Origin of the sequence: Syntrophomonas sp. DTU019 (genome assembly GCA_913757435.1) — a bacterium.
GTDB lineage: Bacteria > Bacillota > Syntrophomonadia > Syntrophomonadales > Syntrophomonadaceae > DTU019.
In genome coordinates, this window is sequence record CAJYDM010000006.1 from 1 (window position 1) to 13,407 (window position 13,407).

11 protein-coding genes are annotated in these 13,407 nt (G+C 42.8%); 6 read left to right on the forward strand and 5 right to left on the reverse strand.

The genetic code is table 11. The features are described from left to right. The 3 genes from AC15IQ_RS13175 to AC15IQ_RS13185 form a co-directional block, all read right to left on the reverse strand. Positions 1-839 (reverse strand): 5-methylcytosine restriction system specificity protein McrC (locus AC15IQ_RS13175; RefSeq protein WP_483179634.1); only part of this gene is annotated, 839 nt, incomplete at its 3' end. Next, positions 832-3,327, reverse strand: a complete 2,496-nt coding sequence (locus AC15IQ_RS13180) for an AAA family ATPase (protein WP_483179636.1) — start codon at positions 3,325-3,327, stop codon at positions 832-834. The genes AC15IQ_RS13180 and AC15IQ_RS13175, both read right to left, overlap by 8 nt. A 21-nt stretch (positions 3,328-3,348) precedes the next feature. Then, complete coding sequence (locus tag AC15IQ_RS13185) at positions 3,349-3,894, reverse strand: TetR/AcrR family transcriptional regulator (protein WP_483179637.1); 546 nt, start codon at positions 3,892-3,894, stop codon at positions 3,349-3,351. A 170-nt stretch (positions 3,895-4,064) separates the two neighbouring features. Between AC15IQ_RS13185 and AC15IQ_RS13190 the strand changes: the two genes are divergently transcribed. After that, positions 4,065-6,050, forward strand: a complete 1,986-nt coding sequence (locus tag AC15IQ_RS13190) for a heavy metal translocating P-type ATPase (RefSeq protein ID WP_483179638.1) — start codon at positions 4,065-4,067, stop codon at positions 6,048-6,050. 189 nt (positions 6,051-6,239) lie between these two features. Here AC15IQ_RS13190 and AC15IQ_RS13195 read toward each other — a convergent pair whose 3' ends face one another. Beyond that, positions 6,240-7,430, reverse strand: coding sequence for an IS256 family transposase (locus AC15IQ_RS13195; RefSeq protein WP_483177709.1), 1,191 nt, complete (start codon positions 7,428-7,430; stop codon positions 6,240-6,242). A gap of 210 nt (positions 7,431-7,640) precedes the next feature. On the opposite strand from AC15IQ_RS13195, the gene AC15IQ_RS13200 reads away from it, so the two are divergent. Beyond that, positions 7,641-8,441: a CPBP family intramembrane glutamic endopeptidase gene (locus tag AC15IQ_RS13200; RefSeq protein ID WP_483179639.1), complete on the forward strand. Its 801-nt coding sequence runs from the start codon at positions 7,641-7,643 to the stop codon at positions 8,439-8,441. Positions 8,442-8,519: 78 nt separating this feature from the next. After that, complete coding sequence (locus AC15IQ_RS13205) at positions 8,520-9,095, forward strand: GNAT family N-acetyltransferase (RefSeq protein ID WP_483179640.1); 576 nt, start codon at positions 8,520-8,522, stop codon at positions 9,093-9,095. 355 nt (positions 9,096-9,450) lie between these two features. Here AC15IQ_RS13205 and AC15IQ_RS13210 read toward each other — a convergent pair whose 3' ends face one another. Further along, on the reverse strand, positions 9,451-9,780 hold the full coding sequence (locus tag AC15IQ_RS13210) for a hypothetical protein (RefSeq protein WP_483179961.1): 330 nt from the start codon (positions 9,778-9,780) through the stop codon (positions 9,451-9,453). Here AC15IQ_RS13210 and AC15IQ_RS13215 point away from each other — a divergent pair. The 3 genes from AC15IQ_RS13215 to AC15IQ_RS13225 all read left to right on the forward strand — a co-directional run bounded on the left by AC15IQ_RS13215 (position 9,694) and on the right by AC15IQ_RS13225 (position 13,376). Next, positions 9,694-10,995 (forward strand): serine hydrolase domain-containing protein, encoded by a 1,302-nt coding sequence (locus tag AC15IQ_RS13215; RefSeq protein ID WP_483179948.1) that lies wholly within the window; start codon positions 9,694-9,696, stop codon positions 10,993-10,995. The genes AC15IQ_RS13210 and AC15IQ_RS13215 overlap by 87 nt on opposite strands. A 230-nt stretch (positions 10,996-11,225) precedes the next feature. After that, positions 11,226-11,897 (forward strand): methyltransferase family protein, encoded by a 672-nt coding sequence (locus tag AC15IQ_RS13220; RefSeq protein WP_483179642.1) that lies wholly within the window; start codon positions 11,226-11,228, stop codon positions 11,895-11,897. Between the two features lie 303 nt (positions 11,898-12,200). Then, positions 12,201-13,376 (forward strand): stalk domain-containing protein, encoded by a 1,176-nt coding sequence (locus AC15IQ_RS13225; RefSeq protein ID WP_483179644.1) that lies wholly within the window; start codon positions 12,201-12,203, stop codon positions 13,374-13,376. The last annotated feature ends 31 nt before the right edge of the window (positions 13,377-13,407 follow it).

The following is a 13,407-nucleotide window of genomic DNA, read 5'->3' on the forward strand; positions in this document are numbered from 1 at the left end:
ACATAAGTAAATATCTGATACATATTGTGAGAATGGAGTGTCCGACTATTGAACAGTCTATTTGTCTGCATGGTGTGCCCATAGTATTTTGTGTCTACAATGAGGGTTTTGCTCTGATATCGAAGAGTTATATCTGATTTCATAGTAGGTAAATATTCTATTTCCCCACCGTCGACATCCCAATCAATATGGGCGGCTGTTGCATTAAACTGGGGATAATGCCTGCGATAATACTCCAATACGAATTTTTCATAAAGCCTGTGCATGCGCTGGTCGTCTACATAGCGCGCCATCTTTCGGGAGCCGTCCTGCTCTGTCATAAGCATGCCTTCAATCACCAGATAGCAGATATTCAGCAGCATCTTGTAAGTATTGTTATTTCTATGGTATCTGATACCCGACCATTGAATTCTTCTCGGGTCTACTTCATCAACATTGCTAAAATAAAGCATTACCTTTCTTAAGGCTTTTTTATGCTGCGCTGATACTTCCGGGCAACGTATTAAAAGCATGGCAGTGGTTTTGAGAATCTTATTCATGTAGCTGTTTTCTGTAAACTCATCATATTCACAGACCAATTTCTTTCTAAGTATAGAATTTTGTACAATCGAGGCGGAGACATTGATTTTACCTGCAGGTGAAATAATGGCTTCTGTTTTGCTGATATATTCCCTGCTCAAGCCTCTTTTAATTTGGTTGGCGATACCTGCAGCAAGGATTGCAGCAAATAAATCTGAGGCATATTCGAAATCTTCAGTTGCTACCCGCTTATAGCCTTCTTCATTTAAAACATGAAAAGCATAAGCAAGCATATAGTATATATTCTGAATCTTAATCATACAAAGCCTCACTCAGCCTTTTTGCCCACTGCTCTATTTTGGATGGTTCATCAAACCAATATTCGCCCAAAAGAGGCAGCAATTCATACTTAACAACAGCTTCCAGCCATTCGTCGGTTACCTTACTATTTGTACATAAATAACTATGACCAATTCTGAATCCACTGCCAAGGGATTCATCCTTGCTGATAAATTCATTCAAAGCCTTAATTTGCTCAACCAGGGCATTAAGCTTGGGACTGTTTGCTTGCTGAATAATCGCTTTAAACCCTTCAGAGTCAAAAGCAGGCTCAAGTTCAAAGAAAGCGAATCTTCTTCTCAAAGCATAATCGATTATGGCAAGGCTGCGGTCGGCAGTATTCATCATGCCGATAATATAAACATTCTTGGGAACGGAAAATAACTCGTTGGAATAAAGGAGACGCAGTTTTTCACCGCGCTTTTCCTTTTCTATAAGCATCATCAGCTCACCAAAAATCTTGCTAACATTACCGCGATTGATTTCGTCAATGATAAAGAAATAATCCCGTTCATCGTCATCCTGGGCTGATTTACAGAACTGGTAAAAAGGCCCGGGTGTAAGCTCAAACCCGTCTTTGGATGGACGGAAGCCCATAATAAAGTCTTCATAGCTGTAACTCTGATGAAATTGAACCATCATAACTCGACTGGTGTCTTTTTGCCCCATTATGGAAAAAGCTAGTCTTTTAGCGGCAAAAGTCTTACCAACGCCGGGTGCTCCTTGAAGGATGATGTTTTTCTTGGTTTTTAAGAGGTTAACCAATATACTGTAATGTTCGGTATCCATGAAAACTTCACTGAGAAAGTCTTCTTCGGTGTAGAGATCGTACACAATTTCTTTTTCTTCGATAACATCTGCTGCGTCGTCATCGATAAAGAGAGCTTCCAGTTTTTGCACGTAATCGGTATAGGGAGTAATATCGGTAAGGGTTTTTACTGCAGCTTGCCCTGGATGTTCCCACTCCCCGTTATGTGTCCATTTGATTTTGCGAATATGTTTATATTCATCGCGCCCGGTATCAAAAAGATAGTCGGATTCAACTATGCCGCGGCCGATAATTTTACGCATGCCTTTTTTTGCATAAATGATATCGCCTGCCTGAATTTCGTTGGTAAACTGCCATGTGGCCAGAGCCGAGTTCATAAATGAGTACTCTGCACCGTACAGTTCCTTCATTTTGGCTTTCATGGCATCCTTGCTAGGGTATTGCCTTAGGTCGCCCAATTCATCCCATCCGATGCCCATAATGCCCTGGGAGTAAAATTCCTCCCATTTGGAAGAATTGCTTCCGGGGGCGTAAATCCAGTATCGCTTTTCATTTGTATTACGCTCATTATTTATTGCTTCTTCAACACTCTCGCGGCGTTCTTTTAGATTGTTGGCCCACTTTATGAATATTTCACTAGCTATTTCGTCGTTCATAGGCGCAGTAAGTCCTTTTTCTGTAAGTGACCAAACACCTCTGATAGAGCTATCTATGTAACCTTCATAGACCAAATAGTTTCGTGCAAAAGCAACTTCGTTATCAAATTTTTTGACTGCAGTTTTGCCCCGTGTTTCATTAATCATCTCATCTGGCAGGTTTAAGTCAGATATTATACGTTTACGAGCCTGTTCCGGGGTCGCAGAACCGCCAAGTTCTCTTAAAGCATTGATAAGAGGAGTAAACCACTTTAGAAAGCTGGCATTGGATATCTTTTTATTCTGAGCTTCCGAAACTGATATCGCCCATGCTGCGTGGGACAGTTCAGGAAAACTGTGATGAGGGCTGTCGCTCTTTGCAAAGATTTCTTTGCATACAGAGATGAGCTCCAAATAGGTTTTCGCACTTGGTAGCTGCTTCAAGTCAGAAAATTTGGTAACACCCGCGTAATAAGGAGAGCCCTCTTGTGTCAGATAACTTCTGTTACGTTCATCAAGGTTTAAGTAGGAAAAGGGACGTATCCAATACAACCCTATAGTCAAATTCCATTTAATACCAAGCTGTTTTCTTACCTTATCATAACAAGCTATAAATGCTGACTTGAAGATTTCTGACGGATTGTCAGCATAGTTTATTCCGGCTTCAAATACATCCCACAGGTTAGAGATGTCATCTTCTTTTCGTTGATCTTTACCACTAAAGAACCAAGCCTTCATATTGTTTAGTACCGGAATGCCGTCAAATTCTGTCGGCACTGTAGCTTTAACGCCCAGTATACTGCCTATGCTTTTCATCAAAGCAGCGCGGTTTTCATTGGATATTCCTTTATTGAAACAGCCAAATACAGTAAACGGGCAAATATCTTCAACCGGCATACCGTCCTTTTCTATAAACGGATAGCGCAAGCCTAAATCTTCATAAACGCCTTTTAAGAACTCAAGAAGCTGCGGACGATCATTTTTATATAGCAACAGTTTGTCAGCAAACTCCACAAAAAAAGAAGTCCAGGCAAATTGATTCCTTAACTGAATATTTGAATTCATATCTTCGCACTCCTAATCTTTCTAATTATAGCTAACCTCTATATAATACCTGGCTGTTTGTTCAGGTGTATATTTCATGCTGTTATCAACCCACCATTTTACAGTCTCTGCAAAACTACCCACGAGATGATTTAACACGAAATCAGCAGGGGCATTCACTTTTATTTCGTTAAAATTTTTTGAGAACAACTCTGTAAGGTAATCTTTGAAGTACTTCATAAAGAGGTCACCACTTTCGGAAGATAAAATACCCGCAATGTTCTTTTCGCTGTCCTTAAGATGATGGAGGATATGCGTGAGTTTCGCTTCCAGAACGTAGTTTTCGCCCGAAAAGTCATGGGTCTTTTCCGACATGAGTTCATCCGAAAATACATGGCTAAAGATATCAGTACACAGGGCCTTGAGCAGCTCGTCCTTGGTTTCAAAATGAGCATAAAAAGTGCTCCGGCCAATGTTCGCCTCATCAATGATTTCCTGCACGGTTATGTTTGCGTACCGCTTTTGTCCAATCAATTTGCTGAATGCCTTGAAGATAGCATCTCTTGTTTTCTGTTGCCTTCTGTCCATATAACTCCTCCCGGATAAATACCGTTAAAATGTTCAATAACTTACATACTTACCATTTTGCTTATTGAATGTCGCATCGGCCAGACATATAATCTTAGCGAACAAGGTGTTCAATAATAAATAGAATGTACCATTATTTAAGCAACCATGCAAGAAGAGGTTTTTATAGAATGCAAAGATTAAACGGTTTCTTAGCCGGAGTACCTATGACTATAGTGGGCGGTGCGTTTTTGGTCGCAAGCCTGATTCTAATGCTAATGAAAATAGAAGTTCCAGTTGACCCAGCTTTGGTCTCTGTTATCATATGTGGAGTTCCTCTTCTATATCTGGCGATATGGAGAATTATCTATAACCAAGGCATGAGCAAAATATCTTCGGCGCTCCTGATTTCCATAGCCATGATCGCATCCATTGCCATCGGTGAAGTCTTTGCCGCTGGTGAAGTTGCTTTTATTATGGCAATTGGAGCGATTCTGGAGGAAAAAACCGCCGAACGATCCAAAAAGGGTCTGAAAGAACTGATCAGTCTTGCTCCACAGCAAGGACGCCGGATTGATAATGGGAAAGAAGAAATGATAAACGCAGAAGCAATCAAAGTGGGTTATATACTGCGAGTTCTTCCTGGAGAAACAATCCCTGTTGATGGGAAAATCATAAGCGGAAATACATCGGTCGATCAGGCGATCATGACTGGCGAGTCACTGCCAGTTGACAAGGAAGTCGATGACAATGTTTTCTGTGGGACCATCAACCGTTTTGGAGCAATTGACATAGAAGCAACGAATGTTGGTGAGCACAGCTCACTACAGAAGCTGATCCGTATGGTTCAGGATGCAGAAAACAAACAAGCGCCAATACAACGTGTAGCAGACAAATGGGCAACCTGGCTTGTGCCAGTGGCATTGTTAATTGCTGTCATAACGTATTTTGTTACCCAGGATATGGTTCGTAGCGTTACCGTGCTGGTAGTGTTTTGCCCTTGTGCTTTGGTTCTGGCTACCCCTACCGCTATTATGGCTGCTATTGGGCAGGCAACCAAACAGGGGATCGTCATCAAATCCGGTGAGGCTCTCGAAAAGATGGGCAAGGTGGATACCATAGCCATTGATAAGACCGGAACCCTTACATTTGGAAAACTTGAGGTTAGTGATACGATTTCTTTCTCAGAAGAACTGAGTGAAAAGGAGCTGCTTACTTTGGCAGCTTCAGCAGAATCACGTAGCGAACACCCTTTAGGAAAAGCAATCGTCGCACATGCTATATCAAATAATCTAATTCTGAGCGACGCTGAAGGATTTAGTGTGGAAGCAGGTAAAGGGATTTTTGCCAATGTATCGGGTAAGAATCTGTTATGCGGCAGTGAGAAATATTTACAGGAAAATGGAGTTAGCATCCCGCAGCAGGTTAGTGATACTCTGGATAAGCTGCGCAATCAGGGTAAGGCTTCGATTCTGGCTGCTATAGACGGGCTGTGTATAGGTGTGATTGGCCTCTCCGATGTGATGCGGCCTATGGCAAATGAGATGGTCGCTGAGTTGGAGGAGATGGATACACAGACGGTACTGCTTACCGGTGATAACCAGAGAACGGCGGATTATTTTGCAAAACGAGTAGGCATTACCTCTGTGCGGGCAGACTTACTGCCAGAGGAAAAGGTGCAGCATATTGTACACTTGCAACAGCAAGGTTATTCGGTCTGTATGATAGGAGACGGCGTGAATGATGCTCCTGCCCTCAAAACGGCCTCTGTAGGTGTAGCGATGGGAGCCATGGGTAGTGATATTGCTGTGGATGCTGCAGATATTGCCCTGATGAGCGATGATATTTCCAAGATTCCGTATCTGAAACGGCTTTCCAATGCGACAGTGCGAACCATAAAATTCAGTATCTCCCTGGCCCTATTTATAAACTTGGTGGCAATTTTGATGTCATTTAAGGGCTGGTTGACCCCTATAACAGGTGCATTGGTTCATAATGCAGGATCGATATTTGTAGTATTAATTGCGGCAATGTTGTATGATAGGAAATTTGATCTCTGCGGAATGCACCCTGGGAGGGTAAATGGCACTGTGTCCATATCGCACTTAACGACTAGGTTAAAAAGCCGATCCGAGCGAAAAGCTGCAGCAAGCGGTTGTGAACATCCTTCAGTGTAAATGGAATAATCATCCTAAAATTTGACCATAATATTATTGCAGCATAAATCGGGCAACGCTGAGGAGCGACCCAACGCTCGCTGTGGCTTATACGGTGAGACGGCGGGCAATGAGTCTGCCGTTTTCTGCTTCACCGGTAAGCCCTGAGCGGGTAAACCTCGGGAGTTTGAGGGCAGAGCCCTCAAGGCCTTATGCCACTAACCTGTCTGCAAAGAATATCATAATCTGGCTGTACGCCATTGCCCAGTCCCTTGATGGCTGCGTCCACTTCTTCGTGATTTCCTTAGTCGAAAGAAATACCACTTTCCGGATTGAGTCATCTGTGGGGAAGATGGATTTTGTCTTCGTAAATTTCCGCACCATCCTGTGGTACGCTTCCACTGCATTTGTCGTATAAATCAAATGCCGGATCTGTTCAGGATAATTGAAAAACGTGGTGAGTTCTGCCCAATTAGCATCCCAGGACCGCAAAATGGAGGGATACTTCCTATCCCATTTTTCCCGGAATTCTTCCTTGGCATACTCTGCGTCGTCTAAATTTACTGCACCGTAGATTTTTTTAAGGTCAGCGCAAATTGCTTTTCGATCCTTATACTGCACAAATTTAGTGGAATTGCGAATCTGATGGACTATGCAAAGCTGTTGCTTTGTCCTTGGGAAAACCGCATTTATGGCTTCGCCAAGTCCTCTCAGGTTATCATGACAGGCGATAAAAATGTCTTGCACGCCGCGCTTTTTCAGGTCGGAACAGATGGATGCGTAAAAGCTTGCGCTTTCATTCTCGCTGATCCAGATGCCCAGGATGTCTTTTTGGCCGCTCATATCAATGCCTAGCACTGAGTAGACGCATTTGTTGATGATCTGACTGTCCTTGCGGCTTTTGAATACGATCCCGTCAAAGTAGATGATCGGGTAAATCGACTCCAGCGGCCGATTCTGCCACTCGTTCACTTCCGGGAGGATTTTATCTGTTATCTTAGAAATCAAAGCCTGCGATATTTCTGCCCCGTAAATCTCCCGTAGATTATCTTCAATGTCGCGCTGGCTCATTCCTTTTGAATACATCGCCATGATTTTATGTTCGATTTCATCCGTCCGTGTCTGCCTCTTTTCGAGGATTTTAGGCTCAAATTCTCCGTTGCGGTCACGGGGCACGGCAATTTCACTCTCGCCGTAATCGCTGATGATGGTCTTTCGGTTATACCCATTGCGGGAATTACCAGTGTTGTTTCCTTCGGTGCTGTGCTTTTCGTATCCCAAATGATTTTCCATTTCGGCTTCCAGCATCTGCTCAATTGTTCCCGCAAAAAGGCGTTTTAGCTTCGACTGAATGTCACCCGTGCTTTGGCAGTCCTGCATTAATAGGCTCACTAATTCCATTTCCTTGTCCGTAAGAATGTTTTTTGACTGTCTCATTTTAATAACCTCCATTTTGTTTTATATGGAGATTATTGCCATTTACACGGGTTCTTAATCAGCCTCCAGCAAGCCGGGTATATACAGATCAACGTTCAGACTTGGCTTAGTCCCTGTATTGAAATATCTCAAAGATTTTAATTAATAAATCTTATTTAGGAAAGGAAGATTATTATGAAAACTCAGAACTTGTTCAAGTTTAGACCAACAAAAGATTTGGCGGTTGTAATGGCCAACTACGTTCTCATTGTTGCAGTGTTCTACCTTTCTTTCCAGGTCATAACAATCAAAAATGTTGCTGGTCAATTCATTACCTTCGGTGTTGTCGGCATCTTGCTGCTAGGCATATTAACTCCCGTTTTCTACAATACGCTGATCATGAAACGCCCGCTGTCGGCTTTGGGCATTAAAAAAGAGAATCTGCTGCTGAGCATTGGCTTGTGCCTGGTATTCTCGGTTATTCAATACTTCCTGACACTTGGCAATCTGGAATTGCCGGATTTCAAGTCTTTCCTTCCGCTAGCCTGCATGGCTGTAACCGTTGGACTCTTTGAAAACATTTTTTTCAGGGGTTTTGCGCAACTGCGGTTTGAGGAGAGCTTCGGCATTATCCTCGGTATAATACTGAGCGCGGTCATCTACTGCTTCTATCATGTCGGGTACGGCATGGCTGGCTCGGAATATGTGACACTGTTCATCATCGGTCTCATTTACTCTGCTATTTTTCGCCTGACAAGCAACATTTTCATCCTATTCCCGCTACTTACACCAATGGGCGCGTTGTTTACAAACATCAAAGAAGGGTTGAGCATACCCTTTGAAGCCATTATAGGTTTTTCCATGGTCATGTTCTTCGCTGTAATAGGAATGGTGACAATCAATAATATGTATAGGAAGAGACTGCAGAAAGCCGCTAAACCGGCAGAAGTCCAAACCACCGGGGCAGGATCTGAACCCTTACAGAATGCGTCATAATCAAATAATATTTTATAATAAGCTTTAGTAACAAATTCCGGAATAAAGATAATTATTCTATACAAATAAGGTGGGAAAATGAATACAACAGTCTCAATACGTATGGCAACAAAAGCAGATGCTAAAGAAATTTTAGAAATATACGCTCCTTATGTAAAGGACACCGCCATCTCTTTTGAATATGATGTTCCATCTGTTGAAGAATTCAGTGAGAGGATTAACAATATATTGAATAAATTTCCTTATGTGGTAGCAGTAGAAAACAATAAAATTATTGGTTATGCATATGCTTCATCATTTAAGGACCGTGTCGCATACGATTGGGCTGTTGAGACTACTATATATTTGAGACAGGATTGTCAAGGTAAAGGTGTAGGCAAAAAACTGTATTTAGCTTTGGAAAAAATATTGAAGAGGCAAAATATTCTTAATCTGAATGCATGTATAGCCTATACATCCACTGAGAATGAAAACCTTACCAATGCCAGTATGCATTTTCATGAGCGTTTAGGATATAAGAAAGTAGCACATTTTACTAAGTGCGGATACAAGCTTGGAAAATGGTATGACATGATTTGGATGGAGAAAATTATCGGAGAGCATTCTGCAATTCCTAAGCCAGTTGTTCCAATATCAGAATTGCAAGCCTTATAAATTGTAAATTATGCTTGTATACCCCTGGTTAAACTCTGCATAAGTGCTAAAAGATACAGGAGAGTGGAAGCTGTAGCCCTCGAAGACAATCCTAAAACGACAGGCGGTTTAAGGCACTGAGGATAGCGTGGCTGCCTATTAAAAGGGAAATGGGGTGCTAGGATGCCGATTGATTATAAGAAAAGAAATATTAAAAACGGATATACAGGATTTAGCCGAAGGATATGCCACATTTCAACAGCTCAGACTAAACAGAATCACATTTTTTATATAACTTAAGAATTTTAGTGTGATTATGACTGCTATGAATGCTTCACTAGCTATACCCATAAGATTGGGATAGGGTAGAAGGCCGCTAGCAACGCTGGAAGGATTTCAGTTTATGAAAGTCACAGAGGTGTTTATTGGAAGCAGAGCATGGATAGGGTTGATAATTCTGTCGCTGCTTGCCTTTATGTTTGTAGCCATGATTACGGGTAGTGTGCTGCCCAAACAGCAGGTTCGCCCAGGCGATCCGCTTAACGCTTTTCTGTCCCATATGAATGGCCGTATTCCTGCCCTGTTGGAGCAATACCAGATTCCGGGCTGCAGCATCGCGCTGGTACAAAATAAGGAAATAGTATGGCTTCAAGCATACGGATGCGCTGACCTGGAAAGCGGCAGAGTTTTGAGTTCGGATACCCAAATGCGAGTTCAGTCCATATCAAAATCAGTAACCGCATGGGGGGTTATGAAGCTGGCGGAGCGAGGTTTGATTGATTTGGATGCTCCCGTATCACAATACCTGAAAAGCTGGAGCCTTCCAGAGATGGATTATGCGTTGGAAGCAATCACGGTTCGTCGTCTCTTAAGCCATACTGCAGGCTTACCTCTGGGCGATGTGTTTACCATTTATTCTCCTGGGGAGGAAATGCCTTCACTCAAAGAAAAGCTCACACAGGAAGTTGTTCCAATGATGGACCCAGTTGGCTTTTCTTATTCCAACACCGGCTACAATCTGCTGGAGCTGCTCATCGAGGAGGTTAGCGGACAGGATTTTGTGGAATATATGCGAACGGAGGTTCTTTTGCCTCTAGACATGAATAGGGCCACCTTTGACTGGGATAGCACTATGATGCCGGTTCCCCCTACGGGATACGACCTGAATGGGGAACCTGTGCCTGTATACGTATATCCTGAAAAAGCATCGGGTGGCCTGTTTGCCACAGCTGGCGATATGGCTATGTTTGCAATGGCAGGCATGCGCGATAATCCTGTGCTGAGTACCGAAAGCATAAAACTTTTATATACACCTGTAAGTGATAAAATCGGCATTTACGAGCTGGTTTTTGATGCATACGGTCTGGGGTACTATTTAGAGAAACTGCCCAATGGCATGCTGTCCGTTTCTCACGGAGGGCAAGGCAGCGGCATCATGACTCATTTCCAGGCAGTGCCGGAGACGGGCGATGGCATTGTGATCCTGACCAACAGTCAAAGGAGCTGGCCCTTCATTGCTTATTTGATCAATGATTGGGCGCAATGGAGGGGGTTTCCATCTGTTGGAATGGGCACTATCATATGGGCTCGCTACGTTCTAAATGCAATAATCGGAGTGCTAATGGCCATGGGATTCTTGCTGTTTCTGCGAGTGCTCACAGCCTTCTATAGAAGAAAATTAGGACAAAAAAGGTTTGACTTTCATGGGATACAATGGATTCATGCTTTGGTGGCACTTACGATAATTGGCTTTCTGCTGTGGTGCACTATGCAAGAGTATTTGTTTTTGAGATCAGTATTTCCAATACTATCCTTATGGCTGGGTGCTGCACTGCTAATGTTTGCTGTCCTGCTGCTGTTACATGCCCTGCTGTTGAGCACCAAGGTATCGGTAGGAACTATCTCCAATCTGAACAAGTAAATTATGGACAGGAAGTAGGGGAACGTTTATGTTACTCCTCCCTGCTTTAGTTTTGGTATCAAGTTGTCATGGGCATTGTGTTTCCGCCAGCCTGGGGATCGCTGGAATAATGTAAACTCAGATGATAAGCGCATTTATCTAACAAATTTATATCGAGTTGTGCTGACAAGAGCGCGCCAAGTAAAGAAATCGCTAATAGAGGAAAGATTCGGTGTTTGGAGGTGAGATTAATGGATAAAAGACTATTGATTCAAACAATCGTGAAATATCTGTCAGGGCTTTTACTTTTATCCGTGTTATTATTCATTCCAGCAGGGACCCTCGATTATTGGAACGCATGGCTGTTAATTGGGATACTATGCATCCCGATGTTTATCGTAGGCATAGTTTTGATGGTCAATAACCCCGAACTTCTCCAAAAGCGGCTTAACATGCAAGAAAAAGAAAGCGAACAGAAGCGTGTTATATTATTCGGTGGCCTGATGTTTATCTGCGGTTTTGTGGTCGCTGGATTAGATTTTCGCTATCAATGGTTTGTATTACCGAAATGGCTTGTGATAATGGCAACCGCTATATTTCTGCTGGCGTACCTGCTTTATGTGGAGGTATTGCGTGAAAATACATATTTATCGCGAACCATAGAAATTCAAGAAAACCAGGAGGTTATAGATACAGGGCTATACGGTATAGTAAGGCATCCAATGTATACGTCCACAATATTGCTGTTTATGTCTATGCCATTGGTACTTGGTTCTTTATTTTCGTTTGTTATTTTTTTGATATATCCAGTAATCATTGTTAAAAGAATCAAGAATGAAGAACAAGTATTAGAAAAAGGTCTGCCAGGATATTCAGAATATAAAAAGCGGATAAAGTACAGAGTAATTCCGTTTATATGGTAATATAAATCTTATTTTGGCCCTTATTGGTCAACACCGTTAAGCCGAAAAAGAAAAACTCGGATACCGCAGAGAAGGGTCAATATTTGAGGTTTACTTTCGCCCCAACAATAAATAGCTGGCTAAGTAATAGCTGCTAAGTAATTGAAGGAAAAAGAAAGTAGACACCGAAGTATTCAAATAATTACCTCATTATGGTAAAACCATTTAATTATGGATTTGGGGTGATATCAAACATCTGGATTCATTTTACCAAGTTAATCATAGGGGTGTGCACTAATACAAAAAGGAGCTGGAGGTATTAAAATGCGCAAAAGAGGCTTACCGGTTGTGATTCTGACTATGTTGATTATTGCGTTACTGGGCATTGGAATGTGTTCCGCCGCAATTACACCTGGAACTCCTTCTATAACGCCTAAGTTGCCCAGTGATCCTGGTATTCTAAAACCAGGTATCAACGCGCCGACTAAGCTTACTGCAACCAATACCAGTCTGGGTGTAAGTCTTAACTGGCAGGACAATTCCAATAATGAGGGCGGTTTTGAAATTGAGAGGAAACTGCAAACAGCCATAGCAGGAAGCAGTTTTACTGTTCTGGCCTCAGTCGGTGCCGGAACGACCAGTTATACCGATGCCAATGTGACAGCAGGCACATCGTATGTATATCGGGTGCGCGTGATAAGTGATACGGCTGTATCAGCCTACTCCAACGAGACTGCTATTACCAGAGAATTCACAACGATTATAAATCCCGACTTACAGATAAAACCAAAAGATCCGGCCTTCTCACTGCTGCCCACCACTCCGTCCAACCTTCAGGCGGTGTCAGCTTCGACTTCCGAAATCAGACTGAACTGGGTCGATCAGTCCTCCAATGAAGAAGGATTCTATTTGGAAAGGAAGCAAGGCAATCAGGATTTTGCCCGTATCGCCGTCATTTCCAAGGATGCCAACCAACACATCGACACCGGTTTGCAGGAAAAAATTGATTACACTTACCGGATTTGTGCGTTTAATGACTTCGGTTCGTCCGCCTACTCTAACGAATCCACATCCAGAACGATTACTACCATCTATTCGCAGCCAGCAACTACAATACTAAAATATCGCATCGGGCAATACTCCTATTCTCTCAACGGAGTATCCTATCCGATGGATGTATCACCAGTGATCCTCCATTCCCGTACCTACCTGCCTATCAGATATGTGGCAGAGCCTCTGGGGGCTGCGATTGAATGGGATGCAACTCTGCAGAAGGCGACCGTCATCTTCAACGGTATTATCGTTGAGATGGTCTTAAACAGCAATGTGGCATGGGTTGACGGAGTGGAAACACCGATCAGCAATGATCCGCTGGTAACCCCGCTAGTGGAAAATGGCCGCATACTGGTTCCAGTTGCATTTGTGGCGACCAGCCTGGGGTGTGATGTGGCCTGGGATGCTGCCAATCAGGAAGTAATCATCACCTATCCCAAGCAATAACCTAATGAAGCAAAAAGGACGCTTTCCAGCT

Coding starts and splice junctions, on each gene's coding strand:
- AC15IQ_RS13180 (WP_483179636.1), bottom strand. CDS start 3,327: ATGAATTCAAATATTCAGTTAAGGAATCAATTTGCCTGGACTTCTTTT.
- AC15IQ_RS13185 (WP_483179637.1), bottom strand. CDS start 3,894: ATGGACAGAAGGCAACAGAAAACAAGAGATGCTATCTTCAAGGCATTC.
- AC15IQ_RS13190 (WP_483179638.1), top strand. CDS start 4,065: ATGCAAAGATTAAACGGTTTCTTAGCCGGAGTACCTATGACTATAGTG.
- AC15IQ_RS13195 (WP_483177709.1), bottom strand. CDS start 7,430: ATGGAATTAGTGAGCCTATTAATGCAGGACTGCCAAAGCACGGGTGAC.
- AC15IQ_RS13200 (WP_483179639.1), top strand. CDS start 7,641: ATGAAAACTCAGAACTTGTTCAAGTTTAGACCAACAAAAGATTTGGCG.
- AC15IQ_RS13205 (WP_483179640.1), top strand. CDS start 8,520: ATGAATACAACAGTCTCAATACGTATGGCAACAAAAGCAGATGCTAAA.
- AC15IQ_RS13220 (WP_483179642.1), top strand. CDS start 11,226: ATGGATAAAAGACTATTGATTCAAACAATCGTGAAATATCTGTCAGGG.
- AC15IQ_RS13225 (WP_483179644.1), top strand. CDS start 12,201: ATGCGCAAAAGAGGCTTACCGGTTGTGATTCTGACTATGTTGATTATT.